At 58.1% G+C, this 24,951-nt stretch carries 15 protein-coding genes; 7 read left to right on the plus strand and 8 right to left on the minus strand.

Annotated elements, in window-relative coordinates:
- Nucleotides 1-58: 58 nt before the first annotated feature.
- Together FHS27_RS02055 and FHS27_RS02060 are read right to left on the minus strand one after the other, a co-directional pair.
- Nucleotides 59-1,942 (minus strand): ATP-binding cassette domain-containing protein, encoded by a 1,884-nt coding sequence (locus FHS27_RS02055; RefSeq protein WP_184300958.1) that lies wholly within the window; start codon nucleotides 1,940-1,942, stop codon nucleotides 59-61.
- Between the two features lie 106 nt (nucleotides 1,943-2,048).
- Nucleotides 2,049-3,740, minus strand: coding sequence for an ABC transporter permease (locus tag FHS27_RS02060; protein WP_315854460.1), 1,692 nt, complete (start codon nucleotides 3,738-3,740; stop codon nucleotides 2,049-2,051).
- Between the two features lie 365 nt (nucleotides 3,741-4,105).
- On the opposite strand from FHS27_RS02060, the gene FHS27_RS02065 reads away from it, so the two are divergent.
- Complete coding sequence (locus FHS27_RS02065) at nucleotides 4,106-5,518, plus strand: magnesium chelatase (RefSeq protein ID WP_184301253.1); 1,413 nt, start codon at nucleotides 4,106-4,108, stop codon at nucleotides 5,516-5,518.
- A 40-nt stretch (nucleotides 5,519-5,558) separates the two neighbouring features.
- On the opposite strand, the gene FHS27_RS02070 is transcribed toward FHS27_RS02065, so the two are convergent.
- Complete coding sequence (locus tag FHS27_RS02070) at nucleotides 5,559-6,602, minus strand: GntG family PLP-dependent aldolase (protein ID WP_184300961.1); 1,044 nt, start codon at nucleotides 6,600-6,602, stop codon at nucleotides 5,559-5,561.
- 207 nt (nucleotides 6,603-6,809) lie between these two features.
- Here FHS27_RS02070 and hisD point away from each other — a divergent pair, with 207 nt between their 5' ends.
- Nucleotides 6,810-8,177: a histidinol dehydrogenase gene (gene hisD / locus FHS27_RS02075; RefSeq protein WP_184300964.1), complete on the plus strand. Its 1,368-nt coding sequence runs from the start codon at nucleotides 6,810-6,812 to the stop codon at nucleotides 8,175-8,177.
- A 218-nt stretch (nucleotides 8,178-8,395) separates the two neighbouring features.
- Here the strand turns inward: hisD and FHS27_RS02080 are convergent, their stop codons facing one another.
- The gene (locus FHS27_RS02080) at nucleotides 8,396-9,595 is read right to left on the minus strand and encodes a hypothetical protein (protein WP_184300967.1); all 1,200 of its coding nucleotides are present in this window, start codon (nucleotides 9,593-9,595) and stop codon (nucleotides 8,396-8,398) included.
- Between the two features lie 610 nt (nucleotides 9,596-10,205).
- Between FHS27_RS02080 and FHS27_RS02085 the strand changes: the two genes are divergently transcribed.
- From FHS27_RS02085 to FHS27_RS02095, 3 genes are all read left to right on the plus strand, one after another.
- Complete coding sequence (locus FHS27_RS02085; RefSeq protein ID WP_184300970.1) at nucleotides 10,206-11,660, plus strand: DUF1598 domain-containing protein; 1,455 nt, start codon at nucleotides 10,206-10,208, stop codon at nucleotides 11,658-11,660.
- Between the two features lie 165 nt (nucleotides 11,661-11,825).
- Nucleotides 11,826-12,008: a hypothetical protein gene (locus FHS27_RS02090; protein ID WP_009094974.1), complete on the plus strand. Its 183-nt coding sequence runs from the start codon at nucleotides 11,826-11,828 to the stop codon at nucleotides 12,006-12,008.
- 418 nt (nucleotides 12,009-12,426) lie between these two features.
- Entirely contained in the window at nucleotides 12,427-13,224 is a 798-nt protein-coding gene (locus FHS27_RS02095; RefSeq protein WP_184300972.1) for a hypothetical protein, read from the plus strand.
- 279 nt (nucleotides 13,225-13,503) lie between these two features.
- On the opposite strand, the gene FHS27_RS02100 is transcribed toward FHS27_RS02095, so the two are convergent.
- The 3 genes from FHS27_RS02100 to FHS27_RS02110 form a co-directional block, all read right to left on the minus strand.
- The gene (locus FHS27_RS02100) at nucleotides 13,504-16,593 is read right to left on the minus strand and encodes a valine--tRNA ligase (RefSeq protein ID WP_184300974.1); all 3,090 of its coding nucleotides are present in this window, start codon (nucleotides 16,591-16,593) and stop codon (nucleotides 13,504-13,506) included.
- A 146-nt stretch (nucleotides 16,594-16,739) separates the two neighbouring features.
- Nucleotides 16,740-18,371 (minus strand): citramalate synthase, encoded by a 1,632-nt coding sequence (cimA, locus tag FHS27_RS02105; RefSeq protein WP_184300977.1) that lies wholly within the window; start codon nucleotides 18,369-18,371, stop codon nucleotides 16,740-16,742.
- Nucleotides 18,368-18,946, minus strand: a complete 579-nt coding sequence (locus FHS27_RS02110; RefSeq protein ID WP_184300980.1) for a hypothetical protein — start codon at nucleotides 18,944-18,946, stop codon at nucleotides 18,368-18,370. Before FHS27_RS02110 ends, cimA begins: the two co-directional genes overlap by 4 nt.
- A gap of 187 nt (nucleotides 18,947-19,133) precedes the next feature.
- Between FHS27_RS02110 and nagB the strand changes: the two genes are divergently transcribed.
- Nucleotides 19,134-19,871: a glucosamine-6-phosphate deaminase gene (nagB, locus tag FHS27_RS02115; protein WP_184300983.1), complete on the plus strand. Its 738-nt coding sequence runs from the start codon at nucleotides 19,134-19,136 to the stop codon at nucleotides 19,869-19,871.
- Nucleotides 19,872-19,924: 53 nt separating this feature from the next.
- Here the strand turns inward: nagB and FHS27_RS02120 are convergent, their stop codons facing one another.
- Entirely contained in the window at nucleotides 19,925-21,583 is a 1,659-nt protein-coding gene (locus FHS27_RS02120; RefSeq protein WP_184300986.1) for a sulfatase, read from the minus strand.
- Nucleotides 21,584-21,706: 123 nt separating this feature from the next.
- Between FHS27_RS02120 and FHS27_RS02125 the strand changes: the two genes are divergently transcribed.
- Nucleotides 21,707-24,934 carry an O-linked GlcNAc transferase gene (locus FHS27_RS02125; protein ID WP_221224797.1) on the plus strand — a complete coding sequence of 1,076 codons (3,228 nt, stop codon included), beginning with the start codon at nucleotides 21,707-21,709 and terminating at the stop codon, nucleotides 24,932-24,934.
- Nucleotides 24,935-24,951 lie beyond the last annotated feature (17 nt).

Below are 24,951 nucleotides of genomic sequence, written 5' to 3' on the forward strand. Positions count from 1 at the left end.
CCGTCAAAGCTTTCTCGATCCGAGTGAAGTGGTAGAAGCTGGCGAGTGAGCGGCGATTCTAGTTGCCGCTACGGTGACGGTAGGGATTGAACAAGAGGTAGTTCAAGTGCCGATACAAATCGCTGGAATTGAGCAGTTCGGTGTGGCCGCCCTCTCCAACCAAGTTAGCGCCATTGAGTAGCACGACGCGATCGCATTGGCGGAGCGTCTGCAGTCGGTGTGGTAGCACTAATACCAACGCGCCGGAAGCGGCGAGGGTTTTCATCGCTTTCAAACACGGGTCGTTCGAAAGATGTTCTGTCGGGGCCGGTGGTTCTTTCGCGAGAATAATCGGTGGTCGGTGCAGCAGCGCCCGCGCAATGCCGAGCATGTAGCGGGCGTTCATCGACAACCCATCGCTCGAACGCCCGTCTCGCAGATCGGTAACGGGGCCAACCATCGTTTCGAGGCCGTCGCTGAGCCGCGTGATCTGTTCGTAGATGCCCAGTTCTTCGAGCACGTTCACCATGTCGCGTTTGTCGACCGATTTGCTCAATCCAGCCATCAGGTTTTCGGTGATCGTGCCTTCCCATAGCGGGCCATCGGGAGCGATCCACATCACCTGTTTGGCGAGTGCCTGTGGGTGAACGTCTCGCAGCGAGATCCCGTCGATTTCGACGATCCCGCGTTGAGGTCGGCCGAATCCCATCAGCAATTCGGTGAGCGATTGGGTGGAGACGTCGTCGGTGCCGAGCACCGCGACGAGCGACTTCGGCCGCAGCGATAGGCTGAGGTCACGGAGGATCGGTTTGCCGCCGGCGTCTTGCAGCGAAACGTCACGGAGGTCGACGGATTCACGCAGTCCTGCGAGCCCGACGAGGCGTTCGCTCGGTGCGACGTCGTCTCCGCGTTGCAAGTACAGATAAATCGATTCACAGGCACGGGAACTTCGTCGCAGCTGACGGGCGAGTTCGCTCAAGCGGGCTGCCGAAAATGCCGACGCGGTCAACGCAAGGCCCAGCACCAGTGATGCGGGCAGGCTCAGGCCCTGTTGCCCGTGCAGGATGTTGGCTCCCAAACCCATCACCAACAGGGCGATCGCGATACTGCCGGCGAACATCAACACCGGCCACAATCGACCACGACGAGCGTCGTCACCGGCGACCCATCGATCCAGTGCATCGAGTTCCGCCTGGAACGCTTGATCGGCCAAGCCTCCGGCCTGCAGTCTCGCCATCATCGGCGCGTCTCCGATCAGGGACACCAATCTTTCGCGGATTTTGGGGATCTCGAATCTCGACATCTGCAACCAGTCGGGGCTGCGCATCCATGAGTACAAACGCCACAGTCCGGCGCCGCTGATCACCGCAAGGATCGCCAACCAAACGTTGACGAGCAGTGCCAACACGACGCATCCGCCCAGCATCAAAACGCTGCGAGGGATCACGCGATGCCAGAGCGATAATCCGATTCCGAGTTCAGGGAGGTCGTTGCTGATCAATTGTCGGGCCCGCGATCGCTGTGCCGCGGCGCCCTCGCTCTCGGCTCTGCGGAGGCTCTGTTGCAGCAGACGTTGGTGCAGGTTCTTAACGACTTCGCGGGTGCGGTGATCCGATGATCGTCGGTTCATCCAAACGGCGAAACAGAAGATACCTGAAATCGCAATCGCGATGATGACCAGTTCTGTGAGTTGGGCGAACGGGGCCTGGGTCGCGAACGCGGACGGTACCGGAATGTTCAGGTACGTACCGAGTTCGACGGAATGTTGGTTTCCCGTTTCGCGAGCAAAGCTCGCGGTCGTTCGTGGCAATTCGCCGTACTCGATCAGTGCGGCAACCATCCCGAAAATGACGATCAGTATCGGGACGGAAAACCCGGCAATGATCGCCCAAAACCAATGGAACGCGGATCCCGAAGAGGTCGCTTCGTGGCGGGGTTGAGCTAAAGTTGCAAATCGATTCACGTTCACCAGCCTCATGATCCTGATCGTGGAATAGGCACTCGCAGGGGACCTGCCTGTGAACCGAGTTTACACCAAAAGATTGGGTTATTCAGCGAAGCCCTAATTGCTACGCCAGATCGCGATCCTCAAACAGCAACATTGCCAACATCCATACCGCGATCACAAACACGACCAGGTAGTTGAACACGCCCGCTAGGTAGATCAGCGGCACCGCATTCCCAGAGTCGACCGCCGCCTGGACGTTAAACGAGTTCAGGTTCGGCACCACCACCGCAATCAGTTTGCCGACAAAGCCGACTAGTTCAGTGTTCTCCTTCGCAGACGCCACCAAGGGGCTGGTCAGGTTACCGATCACATAGATCGAGAAGCATGTGATGAAGTTCGCCAGCAACGGCAAACGGGTTGCCAGAGCCACGGCCACACCACCGATTGCCATCGTCTCCATGAAATACAGGCCCAGAACCGGCAGGGTTGTCATGATCTCTTCATGTCCCACCTGCCACACGGGGAGTTTTTCGCTCGTCTCCCGGGCGTCATAGATCGGTTTGTAACTCAGCACCACCAACAACACAGCCGACAAGATCACGAACAGGACCAACACGCTCAGCATGATGCCCGTGTACTTGCCCAGGATGAACGAACGCCGGCTGACCGGTTTGCTCAAGACGGTCAACGCGGTCCGGCCTTCGATCTCTTCGCTGACCGACGTGCCCGCACTCCAAACAGCCAACAACATGCCCATGATCATGATCAGGGTCACGCCGCTGTCTTTGAGCAAACGGATGTCATCGCCGAGCGTGTTGAACGGGAAAATTCCAAACAGCAGCACGCCAAAGATGCCCAACGCGAGCAACAGCAGGTACAGCGGTTGAGCCATTTCGTTCTTCGCCGTCGAGAGAGCCAACGCCCAAACGCGTGGTGCGGCTTGGCGTGTCGCCATCAGCGCGGTCAGCGTCAGGAAGAAGATGATTGCGATGAAGACGATCGACGAGGCCTGTGGAATTTGCGGAAGGTTCTTGAATGTGAACACCACGCGGGCGGGGTCGATTTCTTGGTTGTAGATATGCAGTTTGCCCGGATCGCCTGGGATCGGTGGTTGTTCACGATCTTGGTAGCGGTACTTGATCGCCTCGCTGCTGCCCGGGTTCAGTTCCACCGGTGAACGGCTGAACGCGGCAGGATCCGCAGAGTCGGCCAGGAAGACTTTCTTGTCGCTCTCGATGGTCAGTTCGGCCACGTTGCGGAAGTTGTATTCGATTCCGGCGGCAAAGAATTCGGGTTCGTCCGAAGATGCCGGATCGATCGTGGCGACTTCCACTTGCGTGCCGTCGCTCATGACGTTGACCGAAGGGATGCTCTCGAGAATGCCTCGTGGGTTTTCGACAAACGGCGTCAGCACTAAACCGAGTACCGCGAATACCGCGGCTGTTCCGAGCAGGTAAGGAACCACGCCTTCGGTCAGCATCGAGAACCATTCATCGCGGGTCCGGTGCCACATGCCATAGATGAAGCCGAATCCCAGTCCGACGCCGATCGTGATCAGCGGCAGTAGCAGCAGTTGGCGGTTGTCACCCCCCTGCGGTAGATAGATTACACACAGGATTGCCGAGAAGATGGCTCCCGCAATCAGGGAAAGCGTGACGCCCTGCCGGGGACGGTCCGCGATCGTGCCGAGTGCCGGGACGAACGAGAGGATCGCCAAAACGCCGTAGGCTACCGCGGCCATCAAAACGCCGAGCAGCAATCCGATCGACAGTACCCAAATCGGCGTCGCGAACGTGGGCATCCATTTGCCCATCTGTCCAAGGACCAAAAACGAGTCCATCGAGCTGGTCGACAAAGAATCAACGAGTGAAATCGATTGTTCCCGGCCGAACGACAAGGACGAAAAGGCATCAGGTAGGCCAGCGATCATGCTCGGCAACTCAAAACGAGGGGAAGATTGCAAAAATAAGGTACCCATCGCGAATCGGGTTCGCGAAACCGGAGGTCTCGAAGCTACGCAGCGTTCCGGGTTTTGGTTTGCCGAAAAACTGCCATCTGTCGAATTCCGTTTCCGGCCTAGGCGATCCGGTAAGATGCCGTTGGCCGCCCCAAGGCCGCCTTTCGTTGAACCGTCCGAGTTTGCTTTCCTTTTCCCGAGACCGCCCCGTGAGTTCCACAATGGCCCCCCCGGCTGCCACTAACCTCCGCGATCTTCTCAGCCAAGGCTGGAAATCTAAAACCGTGAAGGAGGAGATCCGAGACAACTTTTCTCGCATGCTCGCCGCCGGTGAAGAGCTGTACCCGGGGATCGTTGGCTACGAGGATACGGTGATTCCCGAAATCAACCTCGCCCTGTTGGCCGGCCACGACGTGTTGTTTCTCGGTGAGAAGGGGCAGGCGAAGAGCCGGCTGATGCGGCAACTCGTGCAATTTCTTGATCCGTTCGTGCCTTACATCGATCATCCCGACCTTCCGATTCACGAGGACCCTCTCAAGCCGATCTCATCGCTCGGTCGGCGTATCGTCGAGCAGAACGCGCCCGAAGACATCGCGATCGCATGGTGGCCTCGCGATGAACGGTACGCCGAACGTCTCAGCCCCGGGACCAAGTTCGCCGACATTATCGGTGAAATCGATCCCGCCAAACTGACCGGCGGAGTCAGCATGAGCGCCGAGGAAGCTCTTTCGTTCGGTTTGATCCCGCGAATGCACCGCGGCATCTTTGCGATGAACGAATTGCCCGAACTCGACGATCTCGTCCAGGTCGGTCTGTTCAACATTCTCGAAGAACGCGATGTGCAGATCCGAGGTTATCCGATCCGCTTTGACGTCGACGTGATGATTCTGTTCTCGGCCAACCCGGCAACGTACAACCGCAGCGGCAAGGTGATCCCTCAGCTCAAAGACCGTATCGGCACGATCGTTCAAACACACTACCCGCGCGAACGCGATCAAGGGATCGAGATTCTGCAGCAGGAAATCGGCGGCGATCTCGGTGGCGATTATCCGGTCCATGTTCCGTTGTTCATGTATCAGATCATTGAAGAGATCACCAACCGTGCTCGGAAAAGCAAATACATCGATCAGGCGTCGGGGGTCTCGGCTCGCTTCTCGTTGGCGAACTTCCGAACGATTGTTGCCTCGGCACGGCAGCGTGGAATCGTCCACGGTGAGTCACCGGCCGTCCCTCGAATCAGTGATCTCGGTCACCTCTACGCCAGTTCGCTCGGCAAGCTCGAGTTGGATTTGATGGGGACGCATCAAATGAGCGAACGGCAAGTCCTCGATAATGTGGTCGCGGAAGCGATTCAGATCGTGTTCAGCGAATACATCGAGGAGCACGGACTCGCCGAAATTGCGGAGATCTTTCGAGGAGGAGTGCGAGTCGAAGTCGGCGATATGCTACCGAGTCGCCTTTACGCCGAACGACTGCAGCACGTGCCACCGGCGTGGGACCGGGCGTTCGAGGTCAATGCGAGCGAGAACGAAGCGATGCGAGCTTCTTGCGTCGAATTTATTCTGGCGGGCCTCTACAGCCTCGACAAAATCAGTCGCTCGCAGAAGCACGGCAAGATTCATTACGAAACCTGATATGCGGCCGCGTCGCGGCACGGTAACGGCGCTCCAGTGATCAGTGGATGCTGCCTGCCATGGCCATCACGTCACGTAAGATGCAGCTCGCCCGTTGGATTTGTTCGGGCGTGATATTCATGTGTGTCACGAAACGGATCGCTTGATCATCGATCGCAAAGCAATCGATGCCGGATGCAAACAGCCGTGATTGCAACTCCGACGCTGTGCCCCACATCGGATCGATATCCAGGATGACGATGTTTGTGTCAACACGTCCTCCGCGGATCGACAACGCCGGTAAGTGCGAGGCCGTGTAGGCGAGTTGTTGAGCGGCTTCGTGGTCGAAGTGCAATCGGGCGCGATGATTGTGGATCGCGTGCAACGCACCGGCGGCGATGATTCCGGCTTGACGCACTCCGCCACCGAACAATTTCCGGGCGCGGCGTGCTTCGTCGATGAACGCTTGAGACCCGACCAAGGCTGAACCAACCGGTGCACCGAGACCTTTGCTGAAACAAACGCTGACCGAATCGAACGGAGCGGCCATGCGAGCGACGTCGATTCCGGTCGCCGCGGACGCGTTCCAGATTCGTGCGCCGTCGAGGTGTGTTTTGAGAGAATGCTCATGTGCCCACAGACAGGCCGCGTCGATCGACTCTTGTGGGATCACTCGACCTCCCCAGCGGTTGTGGGTGTTTTCCAGACACAGCAATTGGGTGCGGACCATGTGGTCGTTTTCAGGACGGATCGTTCCGACGAGATGCTCCACACCGAGCTCGCCTCGATCGCCCGTAATTGTTCGAGCGACCAAGCCTGATAATTGAGCGAATGCCCCTTGTTCATAATGATAAATATGACAGTCCGTCTCGCAGAGGAATTCGGAACCCCGTTCGCAGTGCGTTCGCACGCCGACTTGGTTCGCCATCGTGCCGCTGGGCATGAACAGGGCGGCCGCTTTGCCGAGCAACGCTGCCGTTTCGCGTTCGAGTTGATCGACGGTAGGATCAACGTCGATGACGCCGTCGCCGACGATCGCGTTGGCCATGGCTCGCCGCATTTCCGCGGTGGGTTGGGTGACGGTGTCACTTCGCAGGTCGATCATGGCAGAGTTCTTGTGCAATTGCCGGGAAAGGTTGGGAAGAATACCGTTCTCGCAAGAGATGCCTGGCGATCGGTGTGCCCCCATGCTCTGGCGAAAGCCCGCCACTGGGTTTAGCTTAACGATTCGCCTCCTGGCTGAGACGGCCTCGAGACGGCTTCAGACTATCACAAAACGTATCCGAAATCCGACATCATACGACGAATTTTCATGACCTCCGAAACAGTCGACTCTTTGATCCGATTCGTGGACGCACGCGAAGGCGGGATGGACGTCCTCGCCGACCTTCGCGAGAAACTCAGCCCACGAGGTGATTTGGTCAGCCCCCGTGGTCGTGAATTGACGGCCGCCGTGTTCGGCAAACCGCTCACCCCCGTCGAAGTGGTCGAGACGATTTGTCGAGACGTGCAGTCCGAAGGAACCGCGGCGTTGCTGCGATATACCGAGTCGCTCGACCGAACCACATTGACCGGCGAAACGCTGCGGGTGCCCGCCGCAGACCTGGAGGCTGCCCACGCGGGGGCGGACCCGGATTTCCTCGCGTCGGTCCGTCGGATTCGCGACAACATCGTCGAATTTCAGACCGCGATCCGGCATCAGGATGTCACGATCCAACCGAGACCGGGCGTTCGATTGACCCAGCGATATGTCCCAATGCGGCGGGTCGGCATTTGCGTCCCCGGTGGCGCCGCGGCATATCCGTCGACAGTTTTGATGACCGCCGTGCCCGCCCAAGTTGCGGGCGTCGACGAAATCGTGGTGGTCGCGCCGCCGACGCCCTTTGGTGCGTACAACAAGGACATGCTCGCCACCTGTCATGAACTCGGAATCACCGAAGTCTACCGGTGCGGCGGCGCGCAAGCGGTCGCGGCGATGGCGTTCGGGTGCAACGCATTACCGGCGGTCGACAAAATCGTCGGCCCCGGCAACCTGTTCGTTGCTTTGGCCAAGAAACAAGTGTTTGGCACCGTGGACATCGATTCGTTCGCCGGGCCGAGCGAGGTGATCGTGATCGCGGATTCGACCGCGTCGCCCGCCTACGTCGCGGCCGATCTGCTCGCCCAAGCCGAACACTCGCCGGGGTCGGCGATCCTAATCACATGGGACGAATCGTTGATCGATTCGGTACGCGGTGAACTGCAAACGCAGCTCGCTAAACTCGAACGCAGTGACCTGACGCGTGACGCGCTCGCGGACTTCGGTGCGTTGATCTTGGTGCGTGATTCCGAGCAAGCGTGTGAGCTGACCGATTCCTTCGCTCCCGAACACTTGCATATCGAAACAGCGGATCCCGACAGCCAAATCGCTCGCATTCGCAACAGCGGCGCCGCCTTCCTAGGGCATCACACCCCTGTCGCATTGGGCGATTATGCGGCCGGACCGAGCCACGTGTTGCCGACCGGTGGGACGTGCAAGTGGGCGGCCGGGTTGTCGGTGAACAGTTTCTTGCGATCAGGCAGCGTGACGATGTTCAGCGAAGAGGCAACGAAAGAGATCGCCGGCGACGTGATCCGAATCGCCGAGAAAGAAGGCCTGACCGCTCACGCCCGAAGCGTTTCGATCCGAACGGACGCGTAAGCGTTGAGGGCCCCGCCTCGCAATCGCTGAAGCGTCCAAAGCGTCTGACGCGTCGTCTTTTTCGCCCTCGGGATCACGAAACGAAAACAGCCGGTCCACCTGAGTGGATCGGCTGTTGGTGTGTTCGGCGAGCGAGCGATTGGCGAAGTGTTCTGAACGGAGAAGCTTCGCTCATGCCGGCGGTATTTGCGACGGCGTCGACCCAAAACGATTGGGTGTTACGATTCGAGCAACATTTTCACGGCATCGAGGTAACGTCGAATCACGTCCGCGTCGACCTCTTCGAACCCGGCGGTCTTGTGTCGCAGCACTGATAATTTGAGCGACTCGATCACGTCGGCCAAATCATCCGGCAGTTCGGGCAATCCCGCGAAGGGCTGCATCGGCGAAGGCGAGGCCTCTTCGGCGACACCCACTCCGCCACCGCCTTCGGCTTGGTTGGCGTCGTTCATGTTGTTGCCTTCGGGCAACGCAGCAAGTTCGGTTTCTTCGCCGAAGTCGGGAGCCTCGTAGGCGGGACCGGCCGCAATGCCGTCGGTGTCGCCGTCGTAGTCTCGGGTCGAACTGCCGCCTTGGGCCGGTGCGGTACCGAGGTCAGGGGTGTCTTCGTCGAGGTCGACTTCGATGATCTGGCTTCCACCCGGTCGATCCGATTCGACGGCTCCGTTGGCCTTCCAGCGTTGTTCACGCATGATCGAGACGGACCATTTCTCCTCAACCGCCCCTTGTAACCAGAGGGCGGCATCGTCCCAGTCCAGGGCGGCGAGGAAGTGGCTCCAGTACAGCGATGGGTAAGTCTTGGCTTGCTCGCCGAAGCGATCGTGCACCCGTCGGAGTCGTCCGACGTGAGGTGACGTGACGCCGCCGACTCGCGACGCCCAGGCTTCGTCGGAGTAATCCGTGACAGGTGCACCGGCTTCGATGAGGGCTTCACGCCACTCGCTAATGATGCGGCCCTTTTCCCAGTTCGTCGTGCTGATCAACGAGTTCCATTGCCCAACGAAGGGTTGCTGCAACTCGATCAGTTCTTCGTCGCTGCCGGCGGGTTTGAAACCTGCGGCGGGATCAGTCGACTCGGCCGATTCGTCCACCGCTTCGAGTGCGGCGGGGGCTTCCTCGATCGTCGCCGTGGCGTCGGTGACGTCTTCGTATTGGTCGGCATCGCTATCGTCGGCGCTGTTTGGGTCAACGCTGCTTTCGTCTGACATTGCCGGCGAATCATCGACTGAATCGCTCACTTCGGCAGTGGCAACGGCCGCAGTTTCTTCGTCTGGCACGTCTTCGTAGACTTCCGATGCGTCAAAACGAGGGTGCGTGGTTGCTGGAGTCGCCGAGACATCCGACGACGCGGCGACATCGGTTTGGGCGGAATCAGCAGTGTTATCAGGGGCGGAGGCGTCAAAGTCGTCTTGGGTCATCGGCTTCTGCTTACGGGGTTAAGATTGGGCTCCATCACGTCGCCGCATACGCTACCCTGCCGCCGCCCCGATCGTGAAGATTCGATGTCGAATTTCGTCGATTCTCAGCCGTATCGGTATCCAATCGCACGGGCGAGGAAAGCAGTGCGGTGTGGGAAAACTGTCCGGAGTATGGGGCCGGGTGGATGTTCGGGTTGAGACCGCCTTGCGAGAGCTCGACGAACCACCCGTTAATCCGTGATTTAGCGATCCCTTCTCGAGAGGGTGAGGCGCGAGCGAGTTGCGATGGCTCGGTCGTGCCGGAGCCGCACGCGGACGGCTGGATTCAACTGATGCTCTCTCGCCGTGTGTTCTCTGAGCGTGGCACGCGCTGCCCTCAAAATTGATGTGCTGCCCTCAAAATTGATGTGTTCGATTCAACTCGAACCGTTCTGCGGCCAATTTGGGGCATTCACGGGCCGGCGCGGCAGGTTTTCGAAGGGTTTGATTGCGTTTTTGTTGCCCATATGAATCGGTCGAGCTATCCTGAGTCTCATTCACACATGCTGTCGCTGACCGCCCCCACCGTCCGCCGTGACGATGGTCTCTTCCACGCCGAATCTGCTCTCTCATGAACGCAACCTTCCGCCGTTTCCTGCCCGCCCCGGTTTCCTGCGGCCTTTCGAATTCAATCGTCCGCTCGGCCGGATGCTTAATCGCTGGTCTCATCCTGTCGCTGAGCGGTTCGATCGCGATGGCTCAAGACGGCGGTGGTGGCGATGGTGGGGACACGATCATTTTCGGTAACCCGATTGCCGGGGTTGATGTGGACGCGACCGGTGTTTTGAAGGTCCGTACGGTCGACCCGCGACTGGCACGTCAGCGAATGATGCAGGCACAGCAGGCGGCCAAGACCGAGGACGTGATGCGTCGCAGCGATCTGCGGAAAGTTTCGCTCAACCGTCTCGAAAAGGTCGTTGCCGAGCACGTCGCCGCCGATCGTCGGCTGCCCGACGATATTCTCGCGGTGGCGGGTTTGACGACGGTGAAATACGTCTTTTTCTATCCTGACACGCAAGACATTGTGATCGCAGGCCCCGCCGAAGGTTTTGTTGCCGACCCAACCGAGCGTTTTGTCGGCATGAATACCGGCCGCCCGACGATCCTGCTCGAAGACCTCGCGACGGCCCTTCGTGCCTATCCACCCTCTGCACCACCAACCCGCGTGATCTCCGTTTCGATCGACCCAACTCCCGAGGGGCTCGCTCGGATGCAGCAGTTCTTGCGTTCGGTCGGTGGGCGTGCCAATCGCGGCGATACCATGCGTTTGGTGCAAGGTCTCAAACAAAACCTGGGGCTGCAAACGGTCACGATCAAAGGGATCCCGGCGGCGACTCACTTCGCCCGCGTGCTCGTCGAAGCCGATTATCGCATGAAATTGATCGGGATCGGGCTCGAACAGTTGCCTGTTCCCGTTCGCAGCTATGTGTCCCGCACCAGTCCCCAAGCCGTCGCGGCCAACGCACTCGAGCGTTGGTATTTCCAGCCGAACTACGACGGCGTTTCGGTCAGCGATGACCGCATGGCGATGCGAATTAACGAACGTGGCGTCCAATTGGTCGGCGAAGGCGAACGCGTCATGGGCGATGGAAAACGTGTCATGGCAGGTCGTGGAAACCGAGCTAGCCAAGCGTTTACCAAAGAGTTCACCGACAAATACCCGCTGATCGCAAGTAAAGTTCGTGTCTACGCGGAGCTGCAACAGTTGATCGACCTCGCGATTGCTGCCGCTTACATCCAAGAGCAAGACTTCTACGCACAGGCCGATTGGAACATGCCGGTACTCGGTGATGAATCGCAGTTGACCGTCGAAACGTACACCGCGCCGGAGAAGGTCGAGACCGCAGTGAACGCCATTTGGCGTGGCAATACGTTGATGACGCCGCTCGGTGGTGGAGTCAACATGCAACCACGCGTGGCATTTAACAGCGATCGAATGCAAGTCGACGCCAGCGGCGAGAACGTTGAAACCAAGAACGCAGCCGGACCGACTGATCTCGAACCCGGACAATGGTGGTGGGACTGATCGGCTAACACCCCCCGGAGAACAGCGTGATTCGTTCGCGTGTTGGACTTGTGGCCGGACAATCTCATCCTATGATGGAGCAAGGTTTGCGTTCAAATTGAACGTTTCCGCGTCGCCCCGATTTCGCCATCCCCACTTCCACTCTCCAGCACAAGGACTCCCCCAGTGTTAACTGAATCCACCGTCGAAAGCATGTTCCGCGAAATCGTTTCGGTACCTAACCCAACCGAAGAAACGTTTGACCGTGCGGAAGATCTTCTGGAAGCAGAACTTCGCGACGAAAGTCCTTTGCGTCATCGCCTCAGCGTCGAACTCGACGAATTGCGTTCACTCGCAGCCGCCAAGTAAAAAATAGCCCTCCACGAAGGAGGGTTTTCGCTGTTCACGCATGTCGTATCAGCGAACATTCAATCAATCAGGTTCTTCGCTCGCTCAATCGATGCGAAGTCACCTCTTCTCTTGTTTTGCCTCGTTTACCAAACGGGGCCCGCGTTCTGTTGATCTTCTCGCATCAGGCGAGTGGAATTTACACGATTGCGGTCTCTCAAAGCCGGTCTCCATGCACCGGTTGATTGGTGACTACGTGACTGCCGATCACGTGTTACTGGCCCCTTTCGTGTCACGGGCTCTTCTGCCGTCACAAAAGTGAAGCATCGGTTGGGTTCGGCACCTCGCTGGGCGACCGTCTACAATCAGGTGTCGTTGCTGAGGAATGGTCTCCTGCTGATCATGCAGTCAACTTGCTTGTCGCGTTCCCGCTCTCTCTATGCCGAACGAATCTGATTCCGTCGATCGTCGTCAGCAATTCCTTGCGGAGTTTGGTTCCAAACCGCGTTGGTTTGTGCGTGGGTTGGCCGTGGGGATGTTGTTCATGGCGAGCCTCAACGCACTGTCTTACTTCGTGCGTTCAGAACACTGGGGCAGCCTCGTTGGGAAGGCGCAACCGCGCGGTGAATCGATCGGGTTTCCGTTTGAAATTTGGGAATCCGGCAACATGTATGGTGGGCTGTTTGCGGACTACCCCATGATCGGAATCAATATTCTGGTGGCCGTTGTGGTCAGTATGCCGATCGCTATTTTGACGACGATGAAGGCCGATTGGCTCAACCAGTTGATGCTCGACAGCTTTGAAAGCGAAATCAACGAAGATGCGGGCGACTCGGAGACGCAGCCGATTCAGTTCAGTATCCAGAGCCTGATGATTGCGACGACGGTCGCGGCGGTGTTCGCGATGATCGCGAGCCGATTTGCTGCACGCAAGGAAACGTTGGTCGTCATCTACGCACTCGGGCCACTTTGTCTGGTGCTCATCGCCATGCTGCCGCGGAGGCTATCGTGGCAACAACGCGTTGTCATCCTGATGCCGTGCACGTTTGCATTGATCGCTGTCGCGCTGGTGGTCGGTCAAGCGTTGAGCATTGATTTCGACAAAGTGTTGATGGGGATCTTTCTCTGTTGGACCCCGCAAAGTGCCATTGCGGCAATCGTATTAACGATCACCGTTTTCGTGCAATTATCGCGAAGCCGATCAAAATCAGCGACGGAACCAACTGCCGTAATCTAGACCGCAGAAGCGGCAAAGAACGTGGTTTGGCAATCGGATGAGCAGTCTTAGGTTGCTGCTGTAGCAGCCGTCGCCAGACGGCGGGGTAAGTTCTAAACAACTCACCTCCCCATTCAGGAATGCTCTATTCGCTGAGCCTTGTTAACTGCCTAACGTTTGGGACTGCCGATAACCTGCCCCGCTAACACTCCACCCTACGCCCGATTCGCTGAGATCACCCTCGGGAGGGTGAAGGAGAAAGCAGGGACAAGAATGATCGGTGATGGACCGGATTGAGGGTTAGCCTAATTTGGCTTTGAGGCGAGCGATGTCGTTGAGAATACTGGCGTATTGCTCGCGGAGCACGGCGAGTGATTCGCGTTCCTTTTCGACGATCTCTTTCGGAGCCCGGCTAACGAAACTCTCGTTGTTGAGTTTGTTTTCTTTCGCCGTAATCTGGCCCGCAATTTGAGCTTTGGATTTTTCCAATCGCGCGAGTTCCGCTTCGGGGTCGATGAACTTGTCGAGGTCGACGTGCACGTCAACGTTCACATCGGCCAGTCCGATGTGGGCGTCGGTTTCGAACGGTTTGACGTCTGATCCGATTGCCATGATGTCGGCCGAGGCGAGGCCCTTGAAATAGGCGGCCATCGGTTCGAGCAGTTCACGTGACGATTCATCGCAACGGATTGCGACCGGCACGGTATCGCTCGGTTTGATGTTCTGCGACGCGCGGATTTGACGGATCGCGGCAACGATCTGTTGAAATTCGCTGAATTGGCGTTCGATCTGAACGTCGTGGTGTTCGGTGTGTGCGACCGGCCATGAACTCGTCATGACAAAGCGTTCCGCTTCGATGGGCTCGGGCACACCGCGGCTCGGTGCGAGTTCGCCGAGGTATCCCCAAACCGATTCGGTGACAAATGGCATGATCGGATGCAGCAAACGCAGCAATTGATCGAGGCCGTGTGCGATCACGTTTTGGGTGACCTGTTTTTGCTCAGGATCACTCAGTCGTGGTTTTGCGATCTCGACGTAGAAACTGCAGAATTCGTCCCACGCAAAGTTGTAGAGGATGCGTGCGACTTCGCTGTATTGGTAGCGATCGATCCCTTCGCTGACCTGCTGCGTGACGCTCGCCAATCGGCTCAGCAACCATTTGTCTTCGATCGGAAGTGTTGCCACATCGATCGGTTGTGGCGTGAAGCCTTCGAGGTTCATCAGTACAAACCGCGATGCGTTCCAAAGCTTGTTTACGAAGTTTCGTGCGGTCTCGAATCGTTCGCTGACAACGGCGCCCTTCGGCAGGGCTTTGTCCTCTTCCGTTTCTGCCCACTGGGTCGAGAAAGGTTTGCCGCATGAGGGGCAATCGAGTTTCGGCAGCGACCGATTTTTCTTCGTTTGGTCGATCAGTTTTTCGCAGGCAGGGCATTCGTACTGCACGGGCATGCGAACGTCTTGCGTGTCGCCGGCGAGACGGGCGAGTCCGAAACGCAATGCGTCGGGGCCGAACTTGTCGATCACGTCGTTCGGGTCAACGCCGTTGCCTTTCGACTTCGACATGGTTTCGCCGAGACCGTCGAGGATCTTCGGATGAATGAAGACTTCTTTGAACGGGATTTCGCCGACGTTGTTGAGTCCCATCAACACCATTCGTGCGACCCACAGCGTGATGATGTCTCGCGAGGTGATCAATGTTGATGTGGGATAGAACTTCGCCAGTTCAGCGGTTTCGGCAGGCCAACCCAGCGTGCTGTGTGGCCACAATGCGGACGAGAACCAGGTGTCCAAAACGTCTGGATCTTGTTCGAGTCCGAGTGCTTCGACGTCGGCTTCCACCGTGGCGTCTTCGTCGCGGATGCAAACGAAAATTGCGACAGTCTCTTCGCCGTCGGGATCGATGCGGTGGCTGATTTGGTCGGGATGTTGTTCGGCGAGCTTTTCCAGTTTGCTCGACAATTCGTTCGCATCGGTTTGCGATAAACCGCCACATGACCAGATCGGAATGCGATGTCCCCACCACAATTGGCGACTGACGGGCCAATCTCGTTTCTCGCTCAACCAGTCGAGATAGCCCTTGCGATATCGTTCAGGATAGATCTGCACGCGTTCATCGGTCACCGCATCCATCGCCGATTGAGCGAGCGTGTCCATCGCGACGAACCACTGGTCGGCGAGGTAGGGTTCGATCGGCGTTTTACTGCGGTCGCTGATCGGAAGTTCGATCTCGCGATCTTCGACTTCTCCGAGCAATCCTAATTCATCGAGGTCCGCGATGACGGCCTTGCGTGCCTTGGGAATGGTGAGTCCTTCGTACTTGCCACCGTCGGCGTTGATCGTGCCGTCGGGGTTCAGCACGTTGATCATTGGCAGTTCGCAGCGAAGTCCGACTTCGTAATCGTTCGGGTCGTGAGCCGGTGTGATTTTGACGCAACCGGTACCCATTTCGGGTTTGGCCCATTCGTCGGCGACGATCGGAATCTCGCGATCGAGTAGCGGCAAACGGATGTGTCGACCGTCGGCGGCCATGTCACGCAGTTGGATCAACGCGGGCAGCATTTGCGTGCGACGTTTCTCCAGTGCAGTGATTTGTTTTTCGATCGCGGGTTTTTCTTTTTCGCTCGCTTCGGCGAGCTTCTCCTTCAACGCTTCGCCGACGCGGTCGAATGCCGATGCGGGATCGGGATGCACCGCAACGGCGGTGTCACCGAGCATCGTCTCGGGACGCGTGGTCGCGATTTCGATAGTTTTGGGTTCGCCGGGTTTGGGATCGATAACGGGATATTTCAGATGATAGAAGTGGCCTTTCTTGGTTTCGTTGAACACCTCGTCATCGGAAACGGCGGTTTGTAAAAACGTGTCCCAGTTAACGAGACGTTTGCCTCGATAGATGAATTGTTTTCCGAACAGGTCAAAGAATGTCGCTCGAACCGCGGCAGCGCAAATCGGATCGAGGGTGAACCGCAATCGTTCCCAATCGCAACTGCAGCCCATTCGTTTGAGTTGATCCAGGATACGTTGTTCGTACTGGTCTTTCCATTGCCAGATCCGCTCGACGAGGGCTTCGCGTCCGAGGTCATGCCGCGTTTGGTTTTCGTTCTCTTTAAGACGTCGCTCCACAACCGCTTGGGTAGCGATTCCCGCATGGTCGGTGCCGGGCATCCAGAGGGTTTCGAATCCCTGCATGCGTTTGCGACGGACGACGATGTCCTGCAGCGTGTTGTTAAGGCCGTGCCCGAGGTGCAACGCGCCGGTCACGTTGGGTGGCGGGATGACAACCGAGAACGGCGGTTTGTCGCTGGACGCTTCGGCGTGCGAACATTTCGCGGCTTCCCACTGTTGAAGGATTCCAGAAGCGGCGTCGGCGTGATCAAAACGAATCGGAATCATGTGAAAAACGAGATAGCAAAGGAAGAATAGCGTTGGGCTACTAGCGACGAGCTACTAGCGTCCTGCTCTTGGTATGCGAGTGAGAGGAAAGCGAACGGCTTTCACGATCGTTCATGCCGAGGTGGCACTGCGATCTGACGCGAATTTTAGGAACCGACTGATTGCGCGACGACCGGTTGCGAGACCGCGGATTCTCGGTGCAGTTTGTATTCGACGCTGTCGACGAGTGCTCTCCAACTGGCTTCGATAATGTTATCGCTGACGCCGATCGTGCCCCAGGTTTCTTTGCCGTCGGTGCTCTCGATGTTCACGCGGATGGAGGCGGCGGTGCCGGACGCAGAATCAACGACGCGGACCTTGTAGTCGATCAGGCTGACTTCACCGAGTTGCGGGTACGCACCGGTGAGTGCTTTACGCAGTCCGGCGTCGAGCGCGTTGACTGGTCCGTGTCCTTCGGCGGCGTCGAACCACAGCGTGTCTCCGACTTTGAGTTTGATGATCGCCTCGGCGAACGCGACATGATTCTCGACATCCCGATCACCCGCGACGATACGGTATTTGATGGTTTCGAAATGCGGCTTAAACGTGCCACTGACCCTTTTGATCAGGAGATCGAAGGAGGCCGTTGCCGATTCGAACTGATAACCTTGGTTCTCCAACCGAACGACTTCGGCGAGAATCTTGTTCATCAGTTCTTTGTCTTCGCCGAGGTTGTGTTTGCCCGCGACGGCTTCGATATTGCTGCGGCCCGACAATTCGCTGACGAGGATCCGGCGTTCATTTCCGACCAGAGCCGGATCGATATGTTCGTAGGTCTTGGCGGCTTTGTTGATCGCGTGGACGTGCATGCCGCCTTTGTGCGCGAAGGCACTTTGGCCGACGAACGGTTGGTTGCCACGCCACTGCAGGTTGGCGGTTTCGTAGACGAACCGGCTCAGTTCGGTGAGTTGCGTGAGCGGGCGGCCACCGAGGACCTCGTAGTTCGGTTTCTTCAAGCTGAGGTTGGCGATGATCGCGATCAGATCGACGTTCCCGCAACGCTCACCGATCCCGTTGATGGTTCCTTGAACTTGCGTCGCACCTGCGTCGAGGGCGGTGAGCGAATTAGCGACGGCGAGTTCACTGTCGTTGTGACAATGGATGCCGAACTGCACGTCGTAGTCGGCGAGTCCTTCCCGGGCTGCGGTCGTGATCGCGGCAATTTCCTCGGGGAGCGATCCGCCATTGGTATCGCACAGTACCATCCATTTTGCGCCGGCGGAGGCGGCGGCGCGGAGGGTTTCGATCGCGTACTTCGGGTTGGCTTTGTAGCCGTCGAAGAAATGTTCGGCGTCGTAGAGCACTTCGCTGTGACGGGCCAAAAATTCAGCGCTTTCGCCGATCATGGCGAGGTTCTCGTCGAGAGTCACTCGGAGGACTTCCGTGGCGTGGTAGTCCCACGTTTTTCCGACCATGGTGCAGCACGGGGTGCCGGCCGCGACGAGAGCACGCATGCCCGGATCGTCTTCGGCTTTCATGCTGCGGCGACGCGTCATTCCGAACGCGCAGACTTTGCTGTTTCCCAAATCGAGGTCGCGGACCTTTTCAAAGAACGCGACGTCTTTTTCGTTGGACAGGGGGTAGCCACCCTCAATGAAATCGATCCCGATCTCGGCGAGCCGTTGAGCGATGTTCAGCTTGTCTTGCAGCGAAAAACTCACACCTTCTCCCTGCGATCCGTCTCGCAAGGTGGTGTCGTAGATGGCGATTGGCGTGGGGGACACGTGAGAGGCTGTCATTTCGGGGTGTGATCGGTCAGTTTGCTGGAAGGAGCGGGCGTCGGGGGCGAGATGGAAGCCGGGGCGTCCAAAATCGCGGGCGTCTTGTAAGGATTTTCGTTGTCGCCACGGGCCCGGGTCACGGCGGCAGACGGGTCAACGTTCTCGGCAGCGGAGGTCGCCGATTCGATCGTCGTAGTTGCAGAGGATAATGCGGATGACTTAGCGGCGTTTTCGCTGCGACGTCGATTTCGCCGCCACCGCTCGGCGACAATCACAAACACGCCACCGATGATCGTCATTCCGGCGACGAGGCGTACCGAGAGCGGGTTGATGTGTTCGCCCGCCATCCATGCGAAGCCCAACGAGATCAGACGTCCACCACCGAGGATGGTGCATAACAGAGCGAGCAACAACGCGACGAAAACAGACTCGCCCCGTCGATGCGGGTTCAACGCGACAACCCCGAGAAACAACAGCGGGATGCCGAACATCATCGGGATGAATTGCGTGTACGTTTTCTGCGAGGTCGTGCTGAGGCCCGCGATCGTCAGACCGAAAAGTAGCAATCCGAAAACGATTCCGATTCTCGCCATGGTGTTGAAATGCTACTCAGGCCGGTTTTAAGGGGGACCACCGAACGATTTTGGCCGCGGAACGCCCGCGTTGGAGTGCTTGTTGTACCCTGCGACGTGGTTTTTCTGTAGGGCCATGTTAGACTCCCGGCCCTAGCAGGCGGTCAGGACGCCGCCGTCAAATTGACTCGCAGTCGAGGATAAATGCGTGGGGATCCATTGGACCGTCTACCCTAATCATCACGAAGCGTCGCTTGCGGTCGCGGACACGATTTCCGCTGTTCTGATCGAAAAACCCGCATGTGTCCTGGGATTGGCGACCGGGTCGACCCCGTTGGAAGTCTATGCGGAGTTGGCCCGAAGGCATCGCGAGGAAGCCCTCGATTTCGGAAAGGCGACGACGGTCAATTTAGATGAATACATCGGGCTGCCTCCCGGGCACCCGCAAAGCTACGTGCATTATATGCATGAGCACTTGTTCAGACACATCAACATCGACCGTGACCGAACCCATTTGCCCAACGTTCACGCCGCCGACCTGAGCGAGTCGGCGAACGACTTCGAGCGGCTGGTCGAGTCGACGGGCGGCGTGGATCTGCAATTGCTCGGTATCGGTACCAATGGTCATATCGGATTCAACGAGCCCGGGGCTGAAGAAGATTCCGTGACCCGCGTTGTCGATTTGGCCCCCGGAACGATCCACAGCAATTCGCGTTTCTTCGAATCCGAAAGCGACGTGCCGCGTCGAGCGATCACGATGGGCATCGCCACGATCCTGCGTGCCCGGAAAATTGTGCTGTTGGCGACCGGAGACTCGAAGGCCGAGGCCGTTGCCGAGGCGATCAACGGTCCGATCTCCCGCGACAACCCGGCCTCGTTTTTACAAACGCACGCGAACGTTCACTTTGTGCTCGACTCGGCCGCGGCGGTAGGGCTCGCAAACTAATTTGGAGCTCGCAGATTGATTCGGCGATCGCGAATTCGGCGATCGCGAACGGATCATGGGTTCGTGAGGTCGATTACCCACTTGCGAGTTTTGACGGCGGGGCGACCGTCTTCGGGAATGCCTCGGGCGATCTCTTTGCGAAGCATGTTTGAAAGTTTTTGGATCGTCGCCAACGTGTCGGCGTCGCGGGTCATCGAATCAGTTTGATCGCCGTCGAAGGCCAAGTTGTTTTTCTCGGTCGGGTCGGTCTGATGATTGTAGAGCTCGACGCCATTCTTGCCGTCGTCCCAAAGCGTCAGCCGATACTGAGGCGTGCGGATGGTGTAGCCGAAGAAACGCGACTTCTGTTTCGGCAATTTTCGGGTGACTTGGGAAATCGTGAATCCGCGTCCGGGTTCGTCGACGTCATCGATCATCGGTCGCAGTGATTGGCCCTGCAGATTGGCGGGCGGTTTGACATCGCACAGTTCGGCGAGGGTCGGGTACAAATCGATTAACCCCACGGGCGATGTTGCTGTCTCGCCACGGCTGGTTCCTTCGGGTGTTGCGATGATCAACGGCACGCGAGCGGACTCCTCGAACAAACTCATCTTTTGCCACAACCCTTTGGCGCCGAGGTGATACCCGTGGTCGCTGGTGAAGACGATCACTGTGTTGTCGGCGAGCCCGTGTTTTTCGAGGGAATCGAGCACTTTGCCGACCTGCGCGTCCATAAACGTGATGCTGGCGTAGTAGGCCTGAATGGCTTCCCGTCGGAGTTGGTCGGTTAACAGGTCGTGATCAGCCTTATGGCTCAGCAGGCTCGCCGGAGGTAAGTCGACGCGATCTTCCTCGACGTCATCTACGATTGGCATGTTGTCGAGATCGTAGGATTCGAAATACTTTTTCGGCGCCACGTACGGCGTGTGGGGACGATAAAAACCGACGGCGAGAAAGAACGGACGGTCCGCTCGCTTCGCACATCGTTCGAGTACCCAGTCGGCTTCCTCGGCCAACATCGCGTCGGTGTGCATTTCTTCGCTGCGAGGCGACGCATACCAGGACAACGTTCCGCCAAAACTGCCTTTCCTAAGTGAGAAGATCTCGGACTCTTCGAGTGATCGATCGCAACCCATCGGATTGATCTCCATCTCCCATGATGCCGGGTCGTCATGCCCGTTCGTTCCCACACTGCGTGGAACGTTATAGTGATAGAGTTTGCCGATCCGCGCCGCAAAATAACCGTCGAGTCGAAACGCGTGAGGCAACGATTGGTGCTGCGGAATCGTTTCGCGAAAGATCTGTGAGTTTGCCAAAATCCCGGTCGAGTCGGGGTAGAGACCGCATAACATCGAATTGCGTGAGGGGCCGCAGAGCGGGAATTGGCAGTACGCGTTTTCAAACCGCACGCCCCGCGCGGCGAGCCGATCCAGGTTCGGTGTTTGGACGTTTGGGTCTCCGTAGCAACCGATTCGGCAATTCAGGTCATCCGAAATCAGGAACAACACGTTCGGCCGATCGGCTGAGGTGGTCGTGGCGGAGGTTTCAGTCGTTACGGGGTCGGACGCGTTCGCCCCGACATGGCCGACCGCGGTCAACAACGCGGCCAAGACGAGGATGAGGTTGCGATTTGTGGCTGCGGGAGGCTTCGTTGTTGTGGGAGATGTTGTTGTGGGAGATGTTGTTGTGGGAGATGAGGTCAGGTGGGACAACCGGCGGGAAAGCTGGGGCATGGGTCGCTCGGAATCATCGTGGGGGATTTAGAAATTGCTATCCTGGTATCTTAGTGGCACGTTACGCGATCGTTTGGGGTGAACGTTTGCAGGCTTTCAATTTTCTCGACTATCATCGTGGGCATGAACATCATCGATTTCTCGTGTCGGATTGAACGTGTCCGGCGAATCGTCGCCACGGGGGCCGCATTTCTGTTTGCGGCCGGAACCTTTGTGGTGTGCGACGGCGCCGATCAGGTGACCGCGAACACGCGTCCGCCCAGCGCTGTGGGCAACGAGGGCGTGGATCCGGATGCATCCGGGCCGCTCGGTGGACGGGATTTTTCACTTCGCCGTCGCTCGACGCTGGATCTTTGGCTCGACCGAGATCGATATCGCGATGCGGTCTTGGCAGCCGCTCGCAGCGAGGAGTTGGAAACGGCCGAGCGGGCGCGATGGGTGTTGGGGCGATGGCAGCGTGGGATCTTAGCGGACACACCTCCGGATCTCGCCAAACAACTCGCGATTCTGCCGCCGGTCGAAGCGATCGAATTGTTGCTCGAGGAAAGCCATTTTACCGCGGCGACGATCGCGATGCAGGAAGCAACCGGGACGTTGGAGTTTGAGTCCGTCGCTGCGCGTGTATCGATGACGCTCGACCAGCGGTTTCCGATCTACGCACGTGCTGCGGTCGTGACGGATCAAACCTCGCAATTACTCGCGTTCTTGGATGTTGCCTGCAGCACGAAAGAGATGGCAGTTTGTCGTCGTGATTGGGCGAAACTGTTCTCACACGATGACATCGATAACGATGGAGCGGAGGCGTCGAGCAATCCGAATCGGCGACGACTGCCCCCGGCAATGGAAGCATGGGATCCCGAACTGGTCGCTCAAACCGAATGCCTGCTGCATCTGCTCGATGGCGACATTGAGATAGCGATGGATGTCGCCAAGCGGGCCGATCGAGAACTTCAACAACGCGAAATGGCAGCGGGAAATCGCGGCGGCGATCCCGTCACGGGCTTGCTGTCGCGGAAACAGCAACCACTCGTTCGCGTCGTCCGCATGGTCACCTCGCGATGGAACGCCATCGCAGCGGCAGCCTCCTCATCGGCACGAGACTTTGAACGCGCCGCTGAACGGCTTAGCCCTGTCAAGGACGGCGGTAACCAAGGTGACAGCAATCAGAGTAAGGAGTCGAAACCTGACGGCGCGAAACGTGATGCCAGGCACCAATTGGCGAACATCGCTCAGATCACCCTCTACCGCGAGGAAGCCGTTCGGCACTGGTCCGACGCGTTAATTGCCGCAGATCGCTGCAATAACGACGAAATCCGCGCTGCCGCCGTCGAGGGTTTGATCACCAATGGCAGCGATGAATCGGTATCGATCGCAGCGGACGTGAAGGCCCTCCTTTGGCGAACGTTGTTGATCCACGGCGAAGTCGACGCGGCGCTCGATGTGGTCAGGGAGACCGATCCGTCCGGTGCGGCGGTGATCGCTGTCGATGGCTCGCGTGCGGCCGATGCCCTTTCGGGGCTCGGGTTTCCTGCCGATCAAATCGACACGCAACTGGAGTCGTGGATCGACGCCGCCATCGAGGCTCAACGAGATCTCTATGACGCGGCAACCTCCGACGATCCCGCGAAACTCGCTGAGGCGGCCCGGGTCAGTGAAACCGGATTGGCGCCCGAGATCGAAACGATGTTCACGCTGATCCGATTGTTTGACGAGGTCAGCCGCGACGACGCGGCGTGGCGAATCGCCGACCGGTTGTCGCTCGAAGATCTGCACGCCAAACGTGTCAACCGATCGAGCGAATACTTGGTACGTGACTACGTGTTGTTGGCCCTTTTGTGGACAACGCACTCGGACTGGATGATTGAATTGGGGATGCGTGACTGGGAGATCGAGCCCTCCGTGGTGAGTCAAAGTCTGATCAGCCGGATCGCGGTCACCGATGAGTTTCAATTGCTCGCGATTCTTTCTCACTTTGTCGAATTGCAGAAACCGACGACGTCGGCGAAAGCGGCGTTTCGGATCGCGTGTGAGATCGCGCGGGCGGAGGAGCAGGACCGGCGACGTCATGGTCAACGTGTCGCGGATTTGTCCCAGGCGTTGCGTGACGGTTCGCTGCGTCGAAAGGTCAGTCCAGATCCGGATCTCGAAGAGTTTTTTGAAGGCACGCCGCGCGTCTGGAGCGATTTGTTTCTCGCTCACGGCCGGCCTGATCTCGCCGAACCGTTCCTGGAACAGCAGGCTGCCACGGGGGATCTCGAGGCGACGTTCACGCTCGCGAAGGAATACCGACTCGGCGGGACGATCACAGCAGATTTCGACACCTTTGAGGAAGTCTGGGACGCGGTTGCCTCCGCCCACACGGACGGAAATCTCCGATTCCGTGACGATGTGATGACCGGCGTCAAAGCGGTCGGTGAACAGTTTCGGTTGGCACGCGATCGAGGCGATTCGAACACCGCCGACGCGATTTTTAAACAAATCCGAGCAATGGCCTGCACGCCATCGACCGACATGCGGCAACAGATCGCCGACGTGTTGGCTGATTGTGGGCAATGGGAGATCGCCGATTCGGTTTACCAGTCGTTATTGATGATGACCGCGATCACGTCCGACGAAACGCAATCTCTGATCGATATCGCTCGCAAATATCAACGCTTTGCGGTCAAAGCGACGGCGGCGGAGGTTTCGACGACCGAGTCCGCGATGCGGGCCAATCAGATTGAAAAACTCGCACCTGACGATCTCGATCTGCGTCGCCGTGCCGTGACCTGGTTTGACACCGCGTTCGCGGGAACGCTCACGGGCGTCGAATTCCGGCCGCAGCTCTATCTCGTTTATCCGCGGCTAATCGCCCGCGAGCAACTCGAACTGACCGTCATCGACATTGTTCAGACGGAGGACGAATCACTGGGGCAGCGTGCTCGCGGTTTGCTCGAACGGTTGCACCAACTCGATCGGATGGACATCACGACCGCCGAGTCAATTCTGCCCAAAATGCAGCAAATCGGGATGAAGGAAGAGGTGAGAGCCTCCCTCCGCCGAATGTTGGACGTCGCGGACGAACACTTGAAGGCTTTCCCTGCCGACGCGGTCACCGCGAACAACATTGCTTGGGGAGCGGCGATGAATAACGTCGAATTGCCTCGAGCCCTCAATTTGGCTCGTCACGCGGTCTTTTTCGAACCCGAAAGCGCGATTTACCGTGACACGCTCGCGGAAATCCTGGCACGCTCGGGTAACCCTGCCCAAGCCCTCATGATTGAGCGAGGATGCCTCATCGACGACCCGGGGCAATGGCACCTGCACGAGCAGATCGAACGTTTCGAGAAGAATTCCTCAAACCAGCGTTGACAGCCGATTGCCGCAAT

The sequence above is a fragment of the Aporhodopirellula rubra genome (assembly GCF_014192335.1).
Classification (GTDB): Bacteria; Planctomycetota; Planctomycetia; order Pirellulales; family Pirellulaceae; genus Rhodopirellula; species Rhodopirellula rubra.

Coding starts and splice junctions, on each gene's coding strand:
- FHS27_RS02085 (WP_184300970.1), top strand. CDS start 10,206: ATGAACGCAACCTTCCGCCGTTTCCTGCCCGCCCCGGTTTCCTGCGGC.
- FHS27_RS02080 (WP_184300967.1), bottom strand. CDS start 9,595: ATGACCCAAGACGACTTTGACGCCTCCGCCCCTGATAACACTGCTGAT.
- FHS27_RS02125 (WP_221224797.1), top strand. CDS start 21,707: ATGAACATCATCGATTTCTCGTGTCGGATTGAACGTGTCCGGCGAATC.
- FHS27_RS02110 (WP_184300980.1), bottom strand. CDS start 18,946: ATGGCGAGAATCGGAATCGTTTTCGGATTGCTACTTTTCGGTCTGACG.
- hisD (WP_184300964.1), top strand. CDS start 6,810: ATGACCTCCGAAACAGTCGACTCTTTGATCCGATTCGTGGACGCACGC.
- FHS27_RS02065 (WP_184301253.1), top strand. CDS start 4,106: ATGGCCCCCCCGGCTGCCACTAACCTCCGCGATCTTCTCAGCCAAGGC.
- cimA (WP_184300977.1), bottom strand. CDS start 18,371: ATGACAGCCTCTCACGTGTCCCCCACGCCAATCGCCATCTACGACACC.
- FHS27_RS02120 (WP_184300986.1), bottom strand. CDS start 21,583: ATGCCCCAGCTTTCCCGCCGGTTGTCCCACCTGACCTCATCTCCCACA.
- FHS27_RS02100 (WP_184300974.1), bottom strand. CDS start 16,593: ATGATTCCGATTCGTTTTGATCACGCCGACGCCGCTTCTGGAATCCTT.
- FHS27_RS02095 (WP_184300972.1), top strand. CDS start 12,427: ATGCCGAACGAATCTGATTCCGTCGATCGTCGTCAGCAATTCCTTGCG.
- FHS27_RS02060 (WP_315854460.1), bottom strand. CDS start 3,740: ATGGGCAAATGGATGCCCACGTTCGCGACGCCGATTTGGGTACTGTCG.
- FHS27_RS02070 (WP_184300961.1), bottom strand. CDS start 6,602: ATGATCGACCTGCGAAGTGACACCGTCACCCAACCCACCGCGGAAATG.